At 31.3% G+C, this 21,194-nt stretch carries 20 protein-coding genes and 1 riboswitch; of the genes, 6 read left to right on the top strand and 14 right to left on the bottom strand.

Annotated features, from left to right (window positions below; all coding sequences use genetic code 11):
- Positions 1–83: 83 nt before the first annotated feature.
- From pflB to HMPREF1983_RS07145, 3 genes are all read right to left on the bottom strand, one after another.
- The gene (gene pflB, locus HMPREF1983_RS07155; RefSeq protein ID WP_021753650.1) at positions 84–2,324 is read right to left on the bottom strand and encodes a formate C-acetyltransferase; all 2,241 of its coding nucleotides are present in this window, start codon (positions 2,322–2,324) and stop codon (positions 84–86) included.
- Positions 2,325–2,741: 417 nt separating this feature from the next.
- The gene (msrB, locus tag HMPREF1983_RS07975; RefSeq protein ID WP_021753649.1) at positions 2,742–3,701 is read right to left on the bottom strand and encodes a peptide-methionine (R)-S-oxide reductase MsrB; all 960 of its coding nucleotides are present in this window, start codon (positions 3,699–3,701) and stop codon (positions 2,742–2,744) included.
- A 61-nt stretch (positions 3,702–3,762) separates the two neighbouring features.
- Positions 3,763–4,605, bottom strand: coding sequence for a patatin-like phospholipase family protein (locus HMPREF1983_RS07145; RefSeq protein WP_040461313.1), 843 nt, complete (start codon positions 4,603–4,605; stop codon positions 3,763–3,765).
- A 169-nt stretch (positions 4,606–4,774) separates the two neighbouring features.
- On the opposite strand from HMPREF1983_RS07145, the gene HMPREF1983_RS07970 reads away from it, so the two are divergent.
- From HMPREF1983_RS07970 to HMPREF1983_RS07125, 5 genes are all read left to right on the top strand, one after another.
- Positions 4,775–5,302, top strand: a complete 528-nt coding sequence (locus HMPREF1983_RS07970; protein WP_342663636.1) for an NAD(P)H-binding protein — start codon at positions 4,775–4,777, stop codon at positions 5,300–5,302.
- Between the two features lie 143 nt (positions 5,303–5,445).
- Positions 5,446–6,333: an ABC transporter ATP-binding protein gene (locus HMPREF1983_RS07140; protein WP_021753646.1), complete on the top strand. Its 888-nt coding sequence runs from the start codon at positions 5,446–5,448 to the stop codon at positions 6,331–6,333.
- A 12-nt stretch (positions 6,334–6,345) separates the two neighbouring features.
- Entirely contained in the window at positions 6,346–7,086 is a 741-nt protein-coding gene (locus tag HMPREF1983_RS07135; protein ID WP_021753645.1) for an ABC transporter permease, read from the top strand.
- 122 nt (positions 7,087–7,208) lie between these two features.
- Complete coding sequence (locus HMPREF1983_RS07130) at positions 7,209–8,300, top strand: sensor histidine kinase (RefSeq protein WP_021753644.1); 1,092 nt, start codon at positions 7,209–7,211, stop codon at positions 8,298–8,300.
- Positions 8,301–8,319: 19 nt separating this feature from the next.
- On the top strand, positions 8,320–8,919 hold the full coding sequence (locus HMPREF1983_RS07125) for a response regulator transcription factor (RefSeq protein WP_021753643.1): 600 nt from the start codon (positions 8,320–8,322) through the stop codon (positions 8,917–8,919).
- 256 nt (positions 8,920–9,175) lie between these two features.
- On the opposite strand, the gene HMPREF1983_RS07120 is transcribed toward HMPREF1983_RS07125, so the two are convergent.
- From HMPREF1983_RS07120 to HMPREF1983_RS07095, 6 genes are all read right to left on the bottom strand, one after another.
- Positions 9,176–9,646 carry a GNAT family N-acetyltransferase gene (locus HMPREF1983_RS07120; RefSeq protein WP_040461312.1) on the bottom strand — a complete coding sequence of 157 codons (471 nt, stop codon included), beginning with the start codon at positions 9,644–9,646 and terminating at the stop codon, positions 9,176–9,178.
- A gap of 26 nt (positions 9,647–9,672) precedes the next feature.
- Entirely contained in the window at positions 9,673–10,239 is a 567-nt protein-coding gene (locus tag HMPREF1983_RS07115; protein WP_021753641.1) for a GrpB family protein, read from the bottom strand.
- Positions 10,240–10,466: 227 nt separating this feature from the next.
- Positions 10,467–11,150 (bottom strand): YjjG family noncanonical pyrimidine nucleotidase, encoded by a 684-nt coding sequence (locus HMPREF1983_RS07110; RefSeq protein WP_021753639.1) that lies wholly within the window; start codon positions 11,148–11,150, stop codon positions 10,467–10,469.
- Positions 11,151–11,497: 347 nt separating this feature from the next.
- Entirely contained in the window at positions 11,498–12,157 is a 660-nt protein-coding gene (locus tag HMPREF1983_RS07105; protein WP_021753638.1) for an RraA family protein, read from the bottom strand.
- 7 nt (positions 12,158–12,164) lie between these two features.
- The gene (locus tag HMPREF1983_RS07100) at positions 12,165–13,361 is read right to left on the bottom strand and encodes a hypothetical protein (RefSeq protein WP_040461309.1); all 1,197 of its coding nucleotides are present in this window, start codon (positions 13,359–13,361) and stop codon (positions 12,165–12,167) included.
- A 14-nt stretch (positions 13,362–13,375) separates the two neighbouring features.
- Positions 13,376–14,032 (bottom strand): RraA family protein, encoded by a 657-nt coding sequence (locus HMPREF1983_RS07095; protein WP_021753636.1) that lies wholly within the window; start codon positions 14,030–14,032, stop codon positions 13,376–13,378.
- A gap of 187 nt (positions 14,033–14,219) precedes the next feature.
- Here HMPREF1983_RS07095 and HMPREF1983_RS07090 point away from each other — a divergent pair, with 187 nt between their 5' ends.
- A complete protein-coding gene (locus tag HMPREF1983_RS07090; RefSeq protein WP_040461308.1) occupies positions 14,220–15,137 on the top strand; it encodes a LysR family transcriptional regulator in 918 nt (305 codons plus the stop codon).
- Between the two features lie 188 nt (positions 15,138–15,325).
- On the opposite strand, the gene HMPREF1983_RS07085 is transcribed toward HMPREF1983_RS07090, so the two are convergent.
- From HMPREF1983_RS07085 to HMPREF1983_RS07065, 5 genes are all read right to left on the bottom strand, one after another.
- Positions 15,326–16,150, bottom strand: a complete 825-nt coding sequence (locus tag HMPREF1983_RS07085; protein WP_040461305.1) for an N-acyl homoserine lactonase family protein — start codon at positions 16,148–16,150, stop codon at positions 15,326–15,328.
- Positions 16,151–16,296: 146 nt separating this feature from the next.
- The gene (locus tag HMPREF1983_RS07080) at positions 16,297–17,559 is read right to left on the bottom strand and encodes a nucleobase:cation symporter-2 family protein (RefSeq protein ID WP_040461302.1); all 1,263 of its coding nucleotides are present in this window, start codon (positions 17,557–17,559) and stop codon (positions 16,297–16,299) included.
- Positions 17,560–17,724: 165 nt separating this feature from the next.
- Positions 17,725–17,826: riboswitch (purine riboswitch) on the bottom strand.
- A 159-nt stretch (positions 17,827–17,985) separates the two neighbouring features.
- Entirely contained in the window at positions 17,986–18,906 is a 921-nt protein-coding gene (locus HMPREF1983_RS07075; protein ID WP_021753632.1) for a PTS system mannose/fructose/sorbose family transporter subunit IID, read from the bottom strand.
- A gap of 15 nt (positions 18,907–18,921) precedes the next feature.
- Complete coding sequence (locus tag HMPREF1983_RS07070; RefSeq protein WP_021753631.1) at positions 18,922–19,728, bottom strand: PTS mannose/fructose/sorbose transporter subunit IIC; 807 nt, start codon at positions 19,726–19,728, stop codon at positions 18,922–18,924.
- Positions 19,729–19,759: 31 nt separating this feature from the next.
- Positions 19,760–20,740, bottom strand: a complete 981-nt coding sequence (locus HMPREF1983_RS07065; protein WP_021753630.1) for a mannose/fructose/sorbose PTS transporter subunit IIA — start codon at positions 20,738–20,740, stop codon at positions 19,760–19,762.
- Positions 20,741–21,194 lie beyond the last annotated feature (454 nt).

Raw genomic sequence — 21,194 nt, 5'->3', positions numbered from 1 at the left:
TATATGTAAATCTATTTGTTTATTTGTAACATAAAAAAGTGGGGGCTAAAAGCCCCCTACCTTTCCTGTCTTTTTTACTTTTATTACATGAATTGGTGCATTGTACGACTTAATACGTCACGTTGTTGTTCCGGAGTTAAGCTGATTAAACGTACAGCATATCCTGATACACGAATTGTGAAGTTTGGATAATCTTCTGGTGATTCAATAACTTTAAGTAAAGTTTCTTTGTTAAATACGTTAGTATTTAAGTGGTAACCACCTTTTTTGAAGTATCCGTCCATCATTGCTGTTAAGTTTTTGATTTGGTCTTGTTTTGTTTTACCTAATGAATTTGGAGTGAATGCCGCTGTTAAGCTGATTCCATCACGGCTGTATTCATATGGTAATTTAGCTACTGAACTTAAGCAAGCTAACGCACCACTTTGGTCACGTCCGTTCATTGGGTTAGCACCTGGTGAGAACGGTTCTCCTGCACGACGTCCATCTGGAGTGTTACCGGTTTTTTTACCGTAAACTACGTTAGAAGTAATTGTTAAGATAGATGTTGTAGTTTCATCTGCACGGTAAGTTGGGTGTTTTTTCAATTTAGTCATAAATGTTTTCAATAACTCAACTGCTATGTCATCAGCACGATCATCGTTGTTACCGAATGTTGGGAATTCACCTTCAATTTTGTAATCAACTGCTAATCCTGTTTCATCTTCAATTGGAGTTACTTTAGCATATTTAATAGCTGATAAACTGTCTACTGCTACTGAGAACCCTGCAATACCAGTTGCCATGAAACGTCTAACATTAGTATCGTGTAATGCCATTTCTAAACTTTCATAAGAATATTTATCATGCATGTAGTGAATTACGTTTAATGTGTTGATGTATAATTTACATAACCAATCCATAAATCCACCGAATTTTTCCCATACTTCGTCGTAGTTTAGTACACCACGTAGTGGTTCTGTTTTTGGTCCTACTTGGATTCCAAGTTTTTCATCACGACCACCATTGATTGTGTATAATAATGCTTTTGCTAAGTTAGCACGAGCACCGAAGAATTGCATATCTTTACCTGTAGTCATACCACTTACACAACAAGCGATAGATTTATCACAAGTTCCTAGGAAGTCCGCTAATAATTCATCACTTTCATATTGAATAGCACTGTGGTTGATTGAAGATTCAGCACAGAATTCTTTAAATCCGGTTGGTAATTTACTAGACCAAAGAATAGTCAAGTTTGGTTCTGGAGAGTTACCCATATTATCTAATGTATGGATGAAACGGAAGTCAGTTTTTGTTACTAATGATCTTTCAGCATCCAACATTTCACCTACGATTAAAGTAGCCCAGATTGGATCTCCAGAGAATAATTGGTTGTATTCTGGAGTACGAGCGAATTTAACGCAACGTAATTTAAGAACTAAATGGTCAATTAACTCTTGAGCACCTTCTTCAGTAAGTGTTCCGTCTTGTAGATCTCTTTCAATATAAATATCTAAGAATGTAGCAATGTTACCGATACTCATCGCAGCACCGTTTTGTTGTTTAATAGCTGCTAAATATCCGAAGTATAACCATTGAACTGCTTCTTGAGCATTTGTTGCCGGTTTTGAAATATCAAATCCGTAAATGTTAGCTAATCCTTTTAATTCGCCTAAAGCACGAATTTGATCACTTACTTCTTCACGATCACGGATAACATGTTCAGTCATTACTCCGTCAGCACCGATTTTTGTTAAATCTTCTTTTTTCCATTCGATTAATTGATCAACACCATATAAAGCAACACGACGATAGTCACCGATGATACGTCCACGACCATAAGCATCAGGAAGTCCGGTAATAACACCAGATTTTCTTACTAAACGCATTTCTGGAGTGTACGCATCAAATACACCTTGGTTGTGTGTTTTACGGTAGTCAGTAAAGATTTTAATAACTTCTTTATCTACTTCATAACCATATGCTTTACAGCTGTTAACCGCCATGTTGATACCGCCAAATGTCATTAAAGCACGTTTTAACGGTTTATCAGTTTGTAATCCTACTATTTTTTCTAAGTCTTTTTCTATATATCCAGGTCCATGTGAAAGGATTGTTGAAGGAATACTAGTATCCATGTCTAATGTTCCACCAGCAATACGTTCTTGACGCATCAAATCATTGAATTTTTCTACTAAAGTTTTAGTAGCTTCAGTAGGACCAGCTAAGAATGAAGCATCTCCTCTGTATTCTGTATAGTTAGATTTAATAAAATCCACTAAATCTATTTCTGTTTGCCATTTACCACCAACGAAAGCTTTTTTTTCTGCAATTGTTGTCATATATATTTCACTCCTTAAAATTTTATAATAAATGTGTGATAAATAAATTTATAATTAAACTATTTGTTACACTTTTAGTTTACATCAACTATATGGATAATACAACATTATTTTTTTTGAAATTGTGTATAAACTGTGAACTCCAGTTATACTACACCGCTTCTCTGTTACAATTTTTTACCTGTTATATGATAAAATATTTATATTAAATATTATGAAATTAAATAGAAAACAAATGAAATAGTAAAGAAAACGTAAATAATTAATATTACAATTATTGATTGAAAATTTATCATTTTTTTATAACTGTTATTATACTGTTTCACTTTTTTAATGATAAAATCTCGAAAACAATTCCTTTTTTAGTTAAAAAATATCTAAAAACAAATTCTTCTCTACACTAAATGATAATCGTTATTACTTAGAATGTCTTCTATTAATATATGGTATTAAATCTACATAGCCTGCTTCTTCCATATCTTCTTTTTTAATAAATTTTAATGCTGCACTATTAATGCAATATCTCAATCCTCCCAATTCCTTTGGCCCATCGGTAAATACATGTCCCAAATGTGAGTCACCTACTCTGCTTCTAACTTCTATCCTTTCCATTAGATGAGAATTGTCTTTATAATACTTTGCAACATCTGCACTAAACGGCTTAGAAAAACTCGGCCACCCACAACCGGAATGAAATTTATCTTCTGAAGAAAAAAGAGGTTCTCCTGTTGTAATATCAACATAAATTCCTTCTTCAAATTTATCCCAATATTCCCCTGTATAAGGACTTTCTGTTGAATTTTCCATAGTTACGGCATATTGTTCTTGTGTTAATTCTTTCTTTAAAAGTTCTTTTTCTTTTTTATTATACTTAGTTTTATCTACTAATGGTTCAAACGCTAAGTTCGGATTTATATGACAATAACCGTTCGGATTTTTTTTCAAATAGTCTTGATGGTACTCTTCCGCTTTTATATAATGTTTTAAAACTTCCAATTCTACTGCCAATGCTTGATGATATTCGTCTTCTTTTTCTTTATATATCTTCTCTATTTCTTTTAAATCTTCTTCATCGGTATAGTAAATACCCGTACGATACTGTGTTCCTATATCGTTTCCTTGTTTATTAACACTTAACGGATCTATTATTCTAAAATAATGTAATAAAATTTCTCTTAAACTAATTTTATCAATATCATATTTAATACAAATAGTTTCAGCGTGATTAGTTTGTTTTAACAATTTATATTCTGCTACTTCTGAATTTCCATTAGCGTATCCAACGGTTGTTTCTACCACACCGTCTAATCTTGAAAAATATTCTTCTACTCCCCAAAAACAACCACCTGCTAAATATATTTCTTTTATATTACTCATCTTTTCACCCTCTTATTATTTTTATAATTTTATTATAGATTTTTCATATGCAGTATCCTATTTATTCTGCCAGATATTTTTTCAATTTTCCAATTATATCATGTCCGTCTTTTTTACCCAGTTCATAAATATGTTGAAGTTTATTTATATCTTTTTCCAATCTCTTTATTGTAATAGCTTTACTCGGTCTTATGACAAATATTTCATTATTTTTTTCCAGTTCTATTATCTTTTCTACAGTATTGTTATAGTTTTTATATCTGTTTTCCAATTTATCTACTAATCTTGGATACTTACCGTAAAACAATCTATACAATAAACTGTTACTCTGTTTCTTACGATAATCTACTGATCTTGTTAAAATAACTATTATTTTATCAAAATTTTGTTTTTTGAAAAATTCTACCGGAATACTGTCCGCTATCCCTCCGTCTAAATATTTTTTCCCATTTTCTTCTATTATCTCTGAAACAAATGGCAATGCAGATGTAGCCCTTAATATTTCCATTTGGTTAAAAACATCACTGATTTTAATATATTCCGCTTCTCCTGTTTCTATATTGGTAACTGTTGCAAAAAAATTAATTTCTGAATTTTTAAAAGTTCTATTATCAAATTCATCTAATTGAAACGGAATCTTATAGTAGGTAAAATCTTTATTTATCAAATTTCCGGTTTTTAGCAGACTTAATACACTCATATATCTTTTATCATTAACATATTTTTTATTATATCGCCATGCTCGCCCTTTTTGCTTTGAAACAAAATTGACACCAAACAATGTTCCTGCCGAAACACCAACAACATCAGTTACTTTTACATTACTCTCTAAAAATACGTCCAATACCCCTGCAGTGTAAAGACCTCTCATGCCTCCACCCTCTAAAACTAATCCTATTTTCATAACTACAACCTCCATACCTTTCACAATCTTTTACTTTTATCTTCTACTATGTTACTATTTTATAAAATGAACTTGAAATATAATTAATATTTTCACGAGGTATTTGCTTATGAATATACTTTTAATCGGTGGTAGCGGTTTTGTCGGAAAATCCCTAAGTTGTTAGTTAATAAAACATGGTCATTCTGTTTCTTATCTCTCACGTACTGCAAATAATACCGAACTTCCTTGGATATGTGCTAATATTTTTTCCGGCAACACTCTTAATCTCAAAAACTATAATTTTGATATTGCTATCCATCTTATAGGTACTATAAAAAATAAAAATCAGTATAGCAAAATAAATACATTAAGCGTCAAGAAATCTATTGAACTTTGTAAAAAATCCAATATTAAAAAATTAGTTTTTATATCTGCTCAAGGCGGCTTTAAAAGTTATTTAAACAGTAAACTGGAAGCAGAGAAACTTATTATTAATTCCGGGTTAGATTATCTTATCGTAAAACCCGGTTTAATGTATGGAAAAAACCGATTGTCTTCTTATCTAAATGTCATACCTATTAAAATTTTTTCAACTTTAGGAATTAAATTCTTCAAAAATGTTTATCCTCTTCCTGTCGAAACTATTGCGAGAAAAATTGTTTCCAACTTAGAATTAAATTGTACTTTTTTGACGTTAGATAACTTAAAAAATTGATTACTAATAAAAATTCGGCATACATTTTAAAGTTAAGCTATTAATATATTACATTTGTCATATTTTTATATGACTTCTCCTACTGAAAAATTATATATTTTTTATGATATAATGTAACTACAAAATGACAAGAGGTAATAAAAATGAATAATAAAAAAATTATTTCAGTAAAAAATATAACTAAAACCATTAAATCTAATGATATTCTAAAAGATATTTCATTTGATGTTTATGAGGGTGATTGTCTAGCGTTAATAGGTCCTAACGGAGCGGGTAAAACCACATTAATGAACTGTCTTTTGGGTAACAAATTTATCAATTCTGGTAACATTACGATTAACGGTCTAAAACCTACAAATTTGGAATTAAAAAGATATGTTAATGTGCTAAGACAAGAGAATAAAATTCCCAATAGATTAAAAGTGAAAGAATTAATTAACTTTGTTCAAAGTATTTATCCTGAACATCTTAATATAGAAGAAATAGACAAAATTCTTTGCTTTGATGATAACCAAAAAGAAAGTCTTGCATCAAAATTATCCGGAGGACAAAGAAGATTATTGTCTTTTGTATTAACCTTAATTGGAAAACCTAAAATAATTTTCCTAGACGAACCGACAGCCGGCATGGATACTTCTACACGTGTTCGCTTTTGGGAAATCGTTAATGATTTAAAAAAACAAGGAGCAACGATTATCTACTCTTCCCATTATATTGAAGAAGTCGAACATACAGCAGACAGAATACTGGTTCTTCATAAAGGAGAATTAATACGTGATACCACACCTCACGCCATGCGTGCTGAAGAAGTGGAAAAACTATTTACCCTTCCTGTTAAATATTTTGACTTATTAAAAAATTGTGAAAATATATACAGTTTAGAAGTTAAACTGGATAGTTTTAGTTTCCTTACTAAAGATGCAGATAACATCTGGAAATTGCTGGAAAGAAACGGTTGTACTTTTAAAGATTTGGAAGTACAAAATAGAACTTTGTTAGATAGTATTTTTACTACTACTAAAGAAAATTAAGGAGTTATTATTATGAAAAATTTTTTAACATTATTAAAAATGGAATTTATTCTTACTAAACGAAACATATCAAATTTCACAATGGGTCTCGGATTTCCGGTTATATTCTTTATACTGTTTTCGGGAATGCAACAATTCGATGATCCGAGTGTTCAAACTCGTGTCATTAAAGATATGCTTATTTCTATGACAGCATTTAGCAGTATCAGCTTCGCTTTATTTTCTTTACCGCTATCTATTAGAGAAGATGAAACCAATAGTTACCTAAGTATTATTAATAACTCTCCAATTAAATTAGTTGAATACTATTTTGCTCGTTTTACCCGTCTTTTAGTAACTTTTATTATAGCAGTTATTGTTGTCTTTACGGTGGGGCATTTCTTACGTGATGTTAATATGAGTGCTAAAGAGTGGATAATGGCAGGAATTTTAATGGTTATAGGTAGTACAACTTTCTTAGGAATAGGTCTTATTCTTAGTTTAATTCAATCTACGGAAAAATTAAGTCTTTTGTCTAATATTTTATATTTAGGTTTAGCAATGCTAGGCGGTTTATGGTGGCCTACCTATCTTTTCCCGGAATGGTTGCAAAATATTTCAAAAGTAACTCCAACCTATCATTTATTAAACTTTGTCAATAAATATATAAAAGAAGATATATTTTCTTTTAATTCCCTTGGTATTCTATTAGCCTATGGTATCGGTTTTATTATTCTTACTTTAGTTATTAAAAGAAAAATGGAAATTAAATAATTGTTTAAAGTGTGTGAATAATTATCTAGTTTATTCACACACTTTATCTTTTATGCTAAAATGTAAATAAAGTTTTTTAAATTCACTTTAGCAACATCAAAATATAGTAGAAGGAGTTTTCTATGAAAAACTTAATTAAAAAGTTGGCTAATTTCCCTTTTTATATTTCGTTAATATTTTTCGCCTTTCCTATTACATATGTATTAGATGGAAGTTATCCAAAATATACGTTATTTCTTACATTACCAGCTATAATTTGTTATATCTCCATGATTTATGCAGATAACAAGTACATTAGTTTTATTCTTTGGTTTTATCTATCTTGTTATATTATCTATATGACAATTTGGATTCATCCTATGAATATGCTATTTTCATTTTATCTTAGTAATCTAATAGTCTGGCATTTTAAAGATATTTCATTTCGTTCATATAGAATTACGAGCTTCTTTACTATATTGAACTTTTTAATAATAGCTATTCTTTTTGGAAACTACCGTATTCCTGAAAAATTTATTATGTCTTGTTTTTACGTTTTGTGCTTAGCCACTTTTATTTTCCAACGCAAAGCATATTTTGATAAAAAACTTAAGGAAGAACACAGAAAACACAACGAGCATATTAATATTTTATTAGCAGAAAATGAAAGAAATAGAATAAGTCGTGATTTACATGATAGTATAGGCCATGTTTTTGTTATGCTAAAACTTAAAGCCGAACTTGCAGAAAAACTTTTAATAAAAAATAAATTAGAAGAAGCACAAAATGAGCTTCGTGAAATTATAGAAATCAGTACGAAATCTATGCACGAAACTCGTTCTATTATTAACAATTTAAAATATCGAACAATAAATGAAGAATTAAAAATTATTGAAGATATTACTTCATTGGCAGAGATTAAATGTGAAATAGAAAATAATATTTATACCAAAGAACTTAGCGGTTGGACCACTACCACCACTACTATGATTTTAAAAGAGTTGATAAATAATATTATTAAACATAGCAATGCTGACAACTGCTCATTAATTCTTAATGAAAAAGAAAATGATATAACCATTATTTCAACAGATAATGGAGTCGGTTTTAAAGAAATAACCGGAAATGAACTAAAATCTATTTATGAAAGAATCAAAATAGTAAATGGAACTATTACTATTATATCAAAAAATAATCCAACAAAAATTCAAGTAATTATACCGAAAAAATTATAAAATAATAGGGGGATTTTTTATGAAATTACTTATTGCTGAAGATCAGAGTATGTTAAGAGATGCTATGACAAAATTATTATTAATGGAAGAAGACATAGAAAGTGTTGTTCAAGCCGGAAATGGAAAAGAGGCTCTAAGTCACTTAAAAAATAATAATATTGATGCTGCAATTTTAGATATTGAAATGCCGGAAATGACAGGTTTAGACGTGCTGGAATGGATTAAAAAAAATAATATTCCCACCAAAGTTATTATAGTAACCACCTTCAAACGTAGCGGTTATTTTGAACGTGCTGTTAAAAATAATGTTGATGCCTATGTTCTTAAAGATCGCTCTATAGAAGAACTTATGCAAACTGTACATAATGTTCTAATAGGTAAAAAAGAGTACTCTCCTGAACTTATGGAAAATATTTTTTCAAACCATAATCCATTATCAAGTCAAGAAATTATTTTATTAAAAAATATTAAAGAAGGTTTATCAAATAAGGAAATTGCTACCAATTTATTTTTATCGGAAGGTACTACCAGAAATTATATTTCTAATATCTTGGCAAAACTAAATTGTAAAAATAGAACGGAGGCTGTAAAAAAGGCAACTGAAGAAGGATGGATTTAAAATAATATTACTTTTAAGGGTGATTTGAAAAATATCAAGCGACACCATTGTTGCTTAGCATTTTATTCTTATTTTTCTCTACCCCGCATTTTACACAGAGCCAAAAAAGCTAAACAACTTTGTACTGCTTAGCTTTTTTCTCTATCCTCTCTATTTAACATAAAACCTGATAGGCTGTTTGTCATTTCTATGCAATGAGGCTATCCGAATATTTTGGACAACTTCTAATCTTCCTATCCCTACAAACCGGGATTTGTTACGCTCCAAGATATTTAATATATATTTGGCACGGATTCCATTCATCCCATAAAGTTGGGAAACATTCCAATTCTTTATATCCCATCGCTATATAAAAATTATTGGTGATATCATATTCTTTGTAGTGTCCCATTTGTACTGTTTTTACCTGTGAGTATGTATGCCCCAACTTCCTTGCCATAACTTCGTATGCTTCATTAAGCACTGATCCAATACCCATTCGATGGAATTCCTTTTTTATGCCCATTACAAAAATATCTGCACAATCCTTGCTGGTTGCGTTTAGTACAACAAAACCAACGGGCTCATCATTTATATAGCAAGCGAGAAAAGGCTTGTCCTGTGAATCACGAATATACTCTTCCGTACTTTCCGGCATACCAAACCATTCCGGAAGGTCATATAATACTTCTCTTGATACCTCTTCCTTTTCCGTTTTATCTACAACTTCTCTTATTTTTATATCCATTTGTTCCTCCACAACTTCTAATTTGGTTAATATCTTTTTCCATATAAATTTTTTGCTAAGTTTGTATATTTTTTTATAAAATCTGTTTTTGCTTCGGTATATCCATCTCTATCATGTTCAAACTTTTTCCAAAGTGATAGTTTTAAGATTTCATATTCTTTTCCTATTTCCTTATGCTCATTCAAATAATCTCTAAAATATAATTCATCATTATCTCCGACAATTCTAATATGAAGATGGAATACTTTTTCTGCAAATCCTTGTTCTGTGTACCCTTTATTTAATGTAATGCGGGTTTCAGTCATATTCATACAGAGCCAACCATTATTTATGAAAATATTTTTAACAATATCTAAATCCGCCTTATCGTTTACTTCAACCAATATATCTACAATATTTTTTGCCGCTATTCCTAATATAGCTGTACTACCTATATGAGATATTCTTTTTATACTTTTACTCGGCACTGCTGATAATATCAATTTCCTTTCTTCTTCATACCAATTTATCCACTCTTTATTATGTTCAACTAAAAATATCGGAAACAGTTTCCAAAGTTCTTTTAAGCTCATTTCCTCCAATTTTTTATTCATGCCTAACCTCTACAATTCTAATTTATATCCTCACGATATAATTACCCGAATAAGCAACTATAATATTTATTTCATTATAAAGTTCATTCATTGCACTTTCGTCTTTTAATTTAATTTTTCTCATCTTCTTCCTTTCCATAATCATCATCAAAACTAATCTCATCATTAGGAGTGCAATCAAGTACCTTTCATATTTTCTATTGAATTATATTTTTTTATAATAATTTTTATCTTATTAACTCCATTACACTCTTTATTTTATAAGTTGGAATTATATCTGTAATATTTTCTATATCTTCTGCGTTTATCCAACAGGTATCTATTCCAAAATTATTTCCACCTAATATATCAGACATTAGATTATCGCCTATCATCAATACTTCACTTTTATTTTCACTTCCGATTACTTCAAATACTTTTTCAAAAAATTCTTTATCAGGTTTTTTATACCCTAATTCTTCTGAAATAAATATATAATCAAAATATTCATCTAGTTTATTATTTTTAAATCGGGTGCGTTGAGTTGCCGCTACACCATTAGTAGCGATATAAAGTTTATGAGTTTGTACTAATTTTTTTAAAAGCTCCGGTACCCCTTTAAATAATTGATTCCCTTCTGCTAGGTAAACTCTATACTCCTTATCATAATTCTCATCATTAACTTCTTTATTTAATAAACTAAAAAAATGTTTAAAACGCCCCTTAGTTACATCTTTACTGCTAAGCTGTCCTAATTCAAGTTTTCTCCACAATGACTTATTTATTGTAATATATTTTTCAAATAAATCATCACTATATTCTACATTGTGGTTTGACAATAATTTTTTAAATGCTCTTCTTTCAGCTTTCTTAAAATCTAATAATGTATCATCTAAATCAAATAATAAATACTTATACTGTGTTAAATTCATCACCAGTTCCCCTTTATTATACTATTTTTATTATAACATAAATTTGACAATTTTCCTTTTTAAGAGTAAAACCTAAAAAAGGGGAATAATTTAACAATTAAGTTCAATTAGTATCATTATATGTTATATAAGTAAAAAGCAATCACTCGTATATTGAATGATTGCTTAGTTTTTGTTAAGTTTAAACCCTTATTACCTTTTCTCTTTTTAAGTAAAATGTTACTTTGATCTCAATAATAAATACTTAATTAATCAAAGTATGTCAATGTTTTTCTTCAAAACTTGTAATGAATTTTTTCTACAAACTCACCAAATTTCTGAGAAGAATATTTCTTCTCAAATTTTTACTATACAGTCTCTAAAGTACTTTTTTCTTTAATAATTTTATCAAATCCATATATTTCCAAAGTTGTTTTTCCTTGTTCCAACTTCTTAATGACTTCTACTTCATGATTAAATTTAGCCAAAGCTTTTTCAAATACTTTATCTTCATATTCTTTAGGAATGACGACAACACCGTCGCAATCACCGACTATAATATCTCCCGGTTTAATCTGAATACCTCCACAGCGAACCGGTACATCCAACTGAGCTAGACTTTCTTTTACCGTACCTGATGGGTTAAATCCTCTTGAAAAGACAGGAAACCCAAGTTTTTTTATATCTTCAGCATCTCGACAACTACCATCAATAACAACCCCGGCAAGTCCGTGGAGTTTGCACGCTGTTGCCATAATATCTCCAAAATGTCCTGCGTTGATATATCCATGAAGATCTAAAATCAAAACATCTCCCGGTTTTGCTGCATAAATTGCCTGATGAAGCGCTAAATTATCTCCTGGAAAGCATTTGGCTGTAAAAGCTCTCCCAATCATTTTCATTTTAGAATCCACAGGTTTAATCACTGTATCCATAACCCCCTGATTGGGAACTAAATTATTATTATCTGCAATATTTCCTGTCGGTAACTTTAAAAATTCTTTTCTTACTTTCTCTGTTAAATACATACTTTCCCTACCTTTCTGAAGTTTTTGTAATTAATGTGCAATTTTCATCAAGAATTCCGTCTTTTTTATCTCTCCACAGTCTATATAGAACACTCACAATTAATGGTATCAGCATAACAGGTCCTACTATCATTGTAAATCCGCCATAACCATATTTGATAATATTAATCAGGCCTAGACTTGATCCAAATGTACAAATCAATACAAAAATTATAGCAATTAAAAATTTTCGTACTGAAATACTACTAGCTTTCCATTTCTTTTCAAGCAATGGTTCAAAACGATTGCAAACCGTAAATATAAAGGCAACCGAGCTTGAAACCATAGCACCAATAGCAAATATAGCATATAAAACTTTAGAAAAATTTCCAGAGTTTGAAAGTGTGTCAATTGCCCAAAGTGTTGGAATATCCTCTTTCATAATATCCGGCATCCCTGCAGAAAAGATATAAGTAAAAATCATAGTAGAACCTGCACATAGCACTGCAGTTACAGTAGATTGTAGGATAACATCCTTTCTCGTTTTTAGAACACCTCGTGATGCCGGTACACAGGCATCATAGCCATTCATGAAAAAGACAACAATCGTCAACATTGAAAACCAAGCTTGTGGTGCCGAAAACCCATAAGATGTATAGGAAACTTGTTTCTCTAAATAATTATTAGCAAGTGGAATAGCATTTCCAAGACAAATAATTGCTACTCCTGCACAAATTAATAACACAGCAGTCCCAAATATAGCTCCCATTTTACGAAGAACTCCAGCCCCCAAAAGTGCAAACAGCAATACTAGAATACAAAAACCAATAGTTCCAATAATTCTTGGCACGCCAAATATCTGATTTAATAGAATCGCTGTTGTGGAAATTTGTGCTGATAAGGCGATCAGAACAACTGAAATAACCTGAATTTCTTTAAAAGTTCCGAAAAAGAGTTGCAATCTTTTAGGTCGGTAAATAGTGTTGTAAGCCTCTCTATATGACATCGGTTGATAGATTCGGTTAACTTCAAAGAGAAGAATACTAAAAACAAAGCATAATATCCCTGCTAATGCCGGACCAAGAAAAATACCAATCCAACCTTTATTGTTAAAATAAGAAACCGTCTGTGTTCCTGATGCAAAGCCCGGACCAAAATATGCAGTGTACATGATGGCAGAAAGCGAAAGAATTGCTGCCGTTTTTTTACAAGATGTTGCTACCACAAAAATCCCTCCTTTTATTTATTCTTAGATTGTAGATTATGATAGCCAAGTCTTTCACGTGCTACTTTCAAAGTACTACCATTCTTTACTTCAGCAATAATATTTTGTTCTACTTCTTCAATATGTTTAGCAATTTCCAAAACTTCTTCTGCTCGTTCTTTTGGAATTACTACTACACCTGAATCATCTCCGAGAATAATATCTCCCGGGCGAACTTGAACTCCGGAAATAGCAATCGGAATATTCACCGCATCAACCGTTACACGTTCCTTTCCTGTAACCATATATTTACCCTTTGTATAAACCCCATAATCTAATTCTTTAATACCGGCAACATCACGACAGACACCATCAATCACGGTTCCTTCAATTCCTTTTGTTTTTGCTGTATAAGTCATAATATCTCCCCATACGGTGCAATAAGTTCGTCCGCCATTATCAATGACTACGACCTGCCCAGGTTCTACATCATCAATAAAATCTCCTACATTACCTTTCTCTAATCCACAGGGGATATAATGAACTGTAAATGCTTCTCCACAGATTTTATTTCCACTTACAACCGCTTGAATTCCTAATAAACCACAAGAAATCCCTAATTTATCCATTGCATCTGAAATACTAGCTGTATCCATTTTTTTTATAGCTGCGATTAATTGTTTTTGTTCCATAATGGTAACTCCTTAATTTTAATAATAATTTTCAGGGTTCAGTACTGTATTCTGAGTTTTGTTTTTCTATGATTTTAATATATCATATAATATATTACTTGTAAAACAGATATTTTTGATATAAAATATCAATAAATCCGTTATTTAGAAAATGAAAGTAAATGCAAAAACGAAGGAGAATATAAAAATGTTTTATGAACAAATAGAAACTTTTCTAACAACTGTTACTTACGGAAGTATTTCGGCTGCTGCAAAGTATTTGTATGTATCACAATCAACAGTTTCTTCAAGACTTCAACAACTTGAAAATGAACTAGGAGTACAACTTTTAATACGAAATAAAGGTCATAGGAGAGTGGAACTTACAAATTATGGACATTCATTCATTCCAATTGCAAGTCAATGGGCTTCTCTTTGGAAGGACACCCAACATTTAAAAGATATTGAAAATATACAAACTTTAACAATTGCCAGTGTGGATGCAGTGAACAACTATACTTTCGTATCATTTTTTAAAAAATTTATGTCCACACACCCAAATGTTCGTCTGAATATAAGAACTCACCATTCTTCTGAAATATATTCATTGGTGGAAGACCGCATTGCTGACATAGGTTTTGTCTTTTCAAGAATTAACTATCCTGATGTTGTTAGTAAGCCTATTTATCGAGAACTCATGTATCTCATCTGCAGCAAAAATAGCCCTTATCATAACAATATGAACTGTAGTGAGTTACCTACCGAAAAAGAAGTTTTACTAAACTGGGGATTAGATTATAAAAGTTGGCACGATCTTCATTTCAACCCATCTTGCCACCCTGCCTTAATCATTAATACCGGTTCCATGCTTCAACGATACATTCAAGATGATAGTTGGGGAGTTGCACCAATGTCCGTAATCAACGGCGCCATGCGTTCTAATCCTAATCTGACTTTTTTTACATTAACAACTCCACCACCTCCTCGGATTTGCTATATTATTAGAAACCCCTATCCAAATGTAAATAATTTAAAGCTGATTGAGGAGTTTGAACAAGAATTAACTTCATTTATTTCTGCTGATGAAAATATCTGTTCTTTTGAAAGTTGGATGTTAAACAGTTAGAAATTAGCTACGATTTTTTAAAAAATTATTTATAATTAAAAAATAGATGAGATAAATTTTATCCAATCTATCTCATCTACAATAATATTTTTCATCTGCAAAATATTATCTTGCTCACAGTATTATCTTTTTACTAAATTAATTAATAATTAGTTGTTTTTACAATATTCTTATGCACTATTATATTTTTATAACTGTATGATATGCGGTTCTACTTTATCATCATGATTTGCTAATACTTCAATACAATTTTCATTTATTGTATGAGTTTTAACCCAATCAAGTGATTTTTGTGCTTGTTCTCTATTTTCGACAACACCCGGTGTTAAGTTTTCTTCCCATGAACGTGCCGCATAACCGGCATCTGATGCCAATAATACATAATGTTCATCATTCAAACTTTTAACTTTTGTTGCACATAATCCCTTGCTATGGCCGGGTATCCAAATCATCTCAACTGAACCGTCACCAAATAAATCAAATGATTTACCGAAAGGACCTGCTCCTGTTTTTTCTAATTCAAATGTTTCTATGTTGACACCTTTCCATTCATGAGATAAATATTTTATTTTATTACTATTTGCTGCTTGCCACTCTTCTTCACTTACCATAATTTTTTTGGCATTTTTTACTAATCTCAAACCATCTGCATGATCACAATGTAAATGACTTAATAACACATAATCCAAATCTTCAGATTTATAACCTAACTTTTCCAATTGTTCGGTAACTGCTTGACCGGACGGTAAATCTGCTTTATTTACCGGATATTGAAATAACAAATTTTTTATTTGATGTGTTCTATTATTAATATGCCATCCTGTATCAATTAGAATTAATCCTCTTGGATGTTCTATCAAGTAAACTGAAACCGGAATAGAGATTTGATGTTTTTTTGAGCGAAATAACCCCGTCCACGCTATTTTACTTTCACTTTTTTTATAAAACGGTAGTGCTTCATCAACGATTACTCTTCCAGTATGTAATATATGTATTTTTATATCTTTATTCATTACTATCATCTCTGTAAATTGTTAAATATATTTTACAACTTAAAATAAAATTTATCAATATAGAAAACAATTTTTTTAAAAAATAGCTAAACTTCTTTTCCTATCTATAATTAATTTATAACCCCTGCTTCAATTATAAATCTTTCCTATTTATTTTTAACTTTACTTTTTCTATTAAATATTAGATTCATTATAATTGCGACAATTGTTCCCAATACTATTCCACTATCCGTAAATACTCTTATAAACTCCGGTAGTTTGGCGAAAGCTGTCGGTACTGTCGTAACTCCTAATCCTAATCCTACCGAACAGGCAATAATCATTAAATTTTCTTGTTTTGCAAAATCCGTACTCCCCAACATTTTCACCCCGTAAGCAAGTACCATTCCGAACATACTAATCATCGCACCACCAAGAACCGGCTGGGGCACTATGGTTGCTAATGCTCCAATTTTCGGTATTGAACCGAATACTAATAACAATAACACCATAACATACATTACTTTTTTGCTCTTTACTCCGGAAATTTGAACAAGTCCGACATTTTGAGAGTATGTAGTATACGGAAAGGCGTTGACGGTTGAACCTAACATTACTGCTAATCCTTCTGCTAAATATCCGCTTCTTAAATCTTGCTCTCCAATTTTTTTATCACAAATGTTTCCAAGTGCATAATATACCCCCGTAGATTCTATCATACTTACTATTCCAACAATAACAAAGGTTAAAATGGCACTGCTCTTAAATTCAAAACCTGAAAATTTAAACGGTGTAGGATGTTGAAACCATCCTGCTTGGCTTACTTCTGCAAAACTTACCATTCCCATAAAATTTGCCAACACTGTCCCTATTACAAGACCTAATAAAATAGCTATTGAATGAATAAATCCTGTTGTAAATTTATAAATTACTAAAATAATAATCAATGTTACAAATGCCAATAGAATATTTTTTTGATTCCCAAAATCAGCTGCTCCCTGTCCTCCGGCTATATAATTCATCGCTACCGGAACTAAAGTAATTCCAATAATTGTCACTACGCTACCGGTTACTACAGGCGGAAACAACTTAGCCACTTTAGCAAAAAACGGTGATATAAGAACAACAACCAATCCTGAAATAAAAATTGCTCCATACATTGTAGCAAGTCCGAAATTTTTTCCAATAGAAATCATCGGTGCTACTGCTGTAAAAGTACAGCCGAGAACAACCGGTAACCCAATACCGACAAACTTACCTTTATAAACTTGTAGAAAAGTTGCAACTCCACACATAAATATATCAACAGAAACTAAATATGTTGTCTGTTCAGAAGAAAGTCCTAACCCCGCTGCTACAATAATGGGAACAATAACGGCTCCTGCGTACATAGCAAGTACGTGCTGTAAACTTAAAATAAATGTTTTCAAAATAATATCTCCTTATAGTTTTTGTAACACAAATAATATCCTATGAAAAATTTTTTTTACAAAAATTTAATAATAATATATTAAAATAAAAAATCGCCCCTTTAAATAAAAGTAGGCAATTTTCTTTAGTTTTTCATATATTCAATTTAAAGTTATTAAATAAATATAATATAAAAAAATGCCCATAGTCATCTAATTTAAGGTCAGATGGTAGAAACTTGCAAGCCATATTCTTGCCTTTATATGTGCTATATATATTTAGTTATAATATCAATTTTTCTTATTATTTGCAAGAGATAACAGTCATATTTTTGAAATTTATTTACCCTATAAATCTTTAATTAATTCTTATAGTAGATTGCTATAATAAAACCATTTATAATCAGACTTAAAATTCTAATTATAAATGGTTTATATTTAATATTTCTACATTACTCCGGCTACGTGTGCTAAAATACCTAACGCAAATAATCCGAAGATTATTATGATTGGGCTTACTTTACGTTTTAACAGCCACATACATACGAATGTTAATAATAATGCCGCAAAGCCCGGAATAAGTCGATTTAAGTTATCTTGTAATGTTGTTACTTTCTCCGGTGTTAGAGAATATTCTCCACTTTGTACTTTTGTAATAATATCTTGAAGTACTCCACCTGTAATATGTTCTTTTTCTCCAGGGAAGTGAATAAATGCCTTATCATCTAACGGTACTTTTGATACTACTAACGGAAAGCTGATGTTAGTCCAACGTTGAACTAAAATACCCATTACGAACATACCAAGAATTGATGCACCTTTTGTAACTTTTTGTAAGATACCGCCTGATAGATCACTAGTAATTTCTGAACCTTTTTTATAACCAAATTCCTGTGTATACCATAGGAAACCTATACGTATAGCATTCCATGCGATAAAGAATAATAAAGGTCCCAAAATAGAACCACCTAAAGCTAATGACGCTGCAATAGCTCCTAGAATTGGTCGAACTGTAAACCAGAATACAGGATCTCCAATACCGGCTAACGGTCCCATCATTCCGACCTTAACACCTTGGATAGCTGCATCATCAATTTCCGCACCATTTGCACGATCTTCCTCAAGAGCAAGTGTTACCCCAAGGATAGGTGCTGCAATATATGGGTGTGTGTTAAAAAATTCTAAATGACGTTTTAATGCTTGAGTTGCATCTTCTTTATTCGGATATAATTTTTTAAGCGCCGGAATTAAAGCAAATGCCCAACCACCATTTTGCATACGTTCATAGTTCCATGATCCTTGAAGGAACTGAGAACGCAACATAACGCTACGACGATCTTTTTTACTTAATGTAACTTTTCTCTCCATTATTCGTTCCTCCTACTAATAATCATTTAATATATCACCTAATGGATCACCTGACGAGGCAGATCCACCACCGCCACCTTTTCTATTAGAAAGATTTAGGTAAACAATAGCGATACATAATCCGATAATACCTGTCGCAATAAGTGTCAATTCTTTTAACGGTGCTAATGCAAAACCTAAGAAGAAGAATGGCCATACTTCTTTTGTCGCCATTAGATTAATTACCATAGCAAAACCTACTGCTACTACCATACCACCACCGATAGTCATACCTTTTGAGAACCATTCCGGTAGTGCTTCTAATCCGCTTTTAACCGCTTCTGACGGAATAAACATTAGTAAACCTGCCGGAATTGCTACACGTAATCCTTGCATACATAACGCTACATAATGCCAGAATTGAACTCCCGCAAAATTACCGTTTTCTGCCGCACTGTCAGCACGGTGTACTATTACCACCGCCAATGTACGAACTGCCATTGTTAATACTAATCCTACTGTTGCTAATGTGATAGCTGCTGCAATCGCAATGTTACGTCCATCAGCAGAAAAATTAGCAGCTTTTACAAAAATAATCGCTGATGCCACTGATGCCAATGCTGCATCGGGTGCAACAGCTGCACCGATATTAGCCCATCCCAGAGCTAGTAATTGTAATGCACCACCTAAAATGATACATTCTGTTAAATGTCCTGTAGCCAAACCGATTAGCGAACATGCAACAATCGGTTGATGGAATTGGAATTGATCTAAGATACTTTCCATACCCGCTAAAAAAGCAACTACAAGGACTAAAATCACTGAAAGAATATTAAAATCCATTGTGTCCTCCTAATATAAATACATAATTAAATTATAATTTTAAACCTTCGTTTGATTTTGCTTCAATTAATTTGAATAAATCTGCTGGGCTATCGTTTGATACTTTACGAACATCAAATTTGACACCTAAATCACGAAGTTTTTTATAGACATCTACATCATCTTGATCTAATGATAAGACATTATTAACTTGAACTTTTCCTACAGAATGTGCCATTGAACCGATATTTAATTCAGGAATTTCTACACCTTTTTCAATAACCGTTAGTGCATCTTGCGGTGTTTCAAATAACAATAACGCTTTAGTATCTCCAAAACGCGGATCATTATACACTTTAACAAGTTTATCTAATGGAATTACGTGAGCACGTACTCCGGGAGGAGCTGCTTGCTCAATAAGTTTTTTACGCAATTCATCTTTTGATACTGAATCTGATACAATAATAATTCTGTTAGGATTTGTAGATTTTGTCCAGTTAGTCGCTACCTGTCCGTGTAGTAAACGTGTATCGATACGCGCCAACACAAATTTAATTTTGCCGTCACCTAAAACCGTACCTTCCGGAATAGTGCTTTGTGCAACTGATTGTTGTTTAACCGGCTCTTGTTTCGGTTGAAGTTCATCAGGGCGAACTTTCACACCGTCAATCGCTGTCGGAGCGATAGCTTTGGCTATCTCATGTGCAGTTGTCATTGTAAATCTACTTGCATATGCTTCAATTAACATTGGTAAGTTAAGACCTGCGACGATAGCTCTTTTTTCCGGGGCTTCTTCAAACAGTTTATTTGCTTGATTAAATGGACTTCCACCCCATAAATCTACAAGGAAAAGAATTTCTTCAGAATCTACTTTTTTTATAGCTTCTTGAAGTTTTCTTTGCAAGTCTTCCGGGCCTTCATTTGGCATAAATACAACAGTTTCTACTTTTTCTTGTTCTCCGAAAATCATAGTTCCCGATTGCTTAATACCAGCAGCAAATTCACCGTGACTTGCGATGATAATTCCTACCATCCTAGTACCTCCTTTATTTATAAATTAATTTAATATGACGTGTACACCTTTGTATACAACATAAATTATATCACTTTACATAACGTTTGTAAATGTTTGTATTTTAGCCATTTCAAACATTGAATACGATTTCTAATGTTTATTTTTTTACTAATTAATATTTTTATATTATAAATATCAAATAATCTTAGTTATAATTCATTTTTCATCGTGTTAATAACTAAATTATCTTGTTTATAATTATCAAAATTTAAAATAAGAAATACATTAAGAAAATTTTATTTTCATTTTTTCACTATATACTATTCTTATATTTTATATAAATAATGGAGATAAAATATATTTTTACTTTATATATACCCATAACAATAATAATATAAAATACATAAATAAGAGCGACTAAAAAATCATGATTTCATTAAAAAGGCTCTGTGTCAAATACGGGGCATGAGAA

The organism is Gemella bergeri ATCC 700627 (assembly GCF_000469465.1).
GTDB lineage: Bacteria > Bacillota > Bacilli > Staphylococcales > Gemellaceae > Gemella > Gemella bergeri.
This window is presented reverse-complemented; position numbering and strand designations above follow the sequence as displayed.

Excerpts from the sequence above, each read along its gene's own strand:
- HMPREF1983_RS07145 (WP_040461313.1), bottom strand. The coding sequence starts at position 4,605 with ATGAAAATAGGATTAGTTTTAGAGGGTGGAGGCATGAGAGGTCTTTAC.
- HMPREF1983_RS07065 (WP_021753630.1), bottom strand. The coding sequence starts at position 20,740 with ATGGTAGGAATTATCATCGCAAGTCACGGTGAATTTGCTGCTGGTATT.
- HMPREF1983_RS07095 (WP_021753636.1), bottom strand. The coding sequence starts at position 14,032 with ATGGAACAAAAACAATTAATCGCAGCTATAAAAAAAATGGATACAGCT.
- HMPREF1983_RS07075 (WP_021753632.1), bottom strand. The coding sequence starts at position 18,906 with ATGGAGAGAAAAGTTACATTAAGTAAAAAAGATCGTCGTAGCGTTATG.
- msrB (WP_021753649.1), bottom strand. The coding sequence starts at position 3,701 with ATGAGTAATATAAAAGAAATATATTTAGCAGGTGGTTGTTTTTGGGGA.
- HMPREF1983_RS07140 (WP_021753646.1), top strand. The coding sequence starts at position 5,446 with ATGAATAATAAAAAAATTATTTCAGTAAAAAATATAACTAAAACCATT.
- HMPREF1983_RS07085 (WP_040461305.1), bottom strand. The coding sequence starts at position 16,150 with ATGAATAAAGATATAAAAATACATATATTACATACTGGAAGAGTAATC.
- HMPREF1983_RS07125 (WP_021753643.1), top strand. The coding sequence starts at position 8,320 with ATGAAATTACTTATTGCTGAAGATCAGAGTATGTTAAGAGATGCTATG.
- HMPREF1983_RS07110 (WP_021753639.1), bottom strand. The coding sequence starts at position 11,150 with ATGAATTTAACACAGTATAAGTATTTATTATTTGATTTAGATGATACA.
- pflB (WP_021753650.1), bottom strand. The coding sequence starts at position 2,324 with ATGACAACAATTGCAGAAAAAAAAGCTTTCGTTGGTGGTAAATGGCAA.
- HMPREF1983_RS07105 (WP_021753638.1), bottom strand. The coding sequence starts at position 12,157 with ATGTATTTAACAGAGAAAGTAAGAAAAGAATTTTTAAAGTTACCGACA.
- HMPREF1983_RS07115 (WP_021753641.1), bottom strand. The coding sequence starts at position 10,239 with ATGAATAAAAAATTGGAGGAAATGAGCTTAAAAGAACTTTGGAAACTG.
- HMPREF1983_RS07135 (WP_021753645.1), top strand. The coding sequence starts at position 6,346 with ATGAAAAATTTTTTAACATTATTAAAAATGGAATTTATTCTTACTAAA.
- HMPREF1983_RS07120 (WP_040461312.1), bottom strand. The coding sequence starts at position 9,646 with ATGGATATAAAAATAAGAGAAGTTGTAGATAAAACGGAAAAGGAAGAG.
- HMPREF1983_RS07130 (WP_021753644.1), top strand. The coding sequence starts at position 7,209 with ATGAAAAACTTAATTAAAAAGTTGGCTAATTTCCCTTTTTATATTTCG.
- HMPREF1983_RS07090 (WP_040461308.1), top strand. The coding sequence starts at position 14,220 with ATGTTTTATGAACAAATAGAAACTTTTCTAACAACTGTTACTTACGGA.
- HMPREF1983_RS07070 (WP_021753631.1), bottom strand. The coding sequence starts at position 19,728 with ATGGATTTTAATATTCTTTCAGTGATTTTAGTCCTTGTAGTTGCTTTT.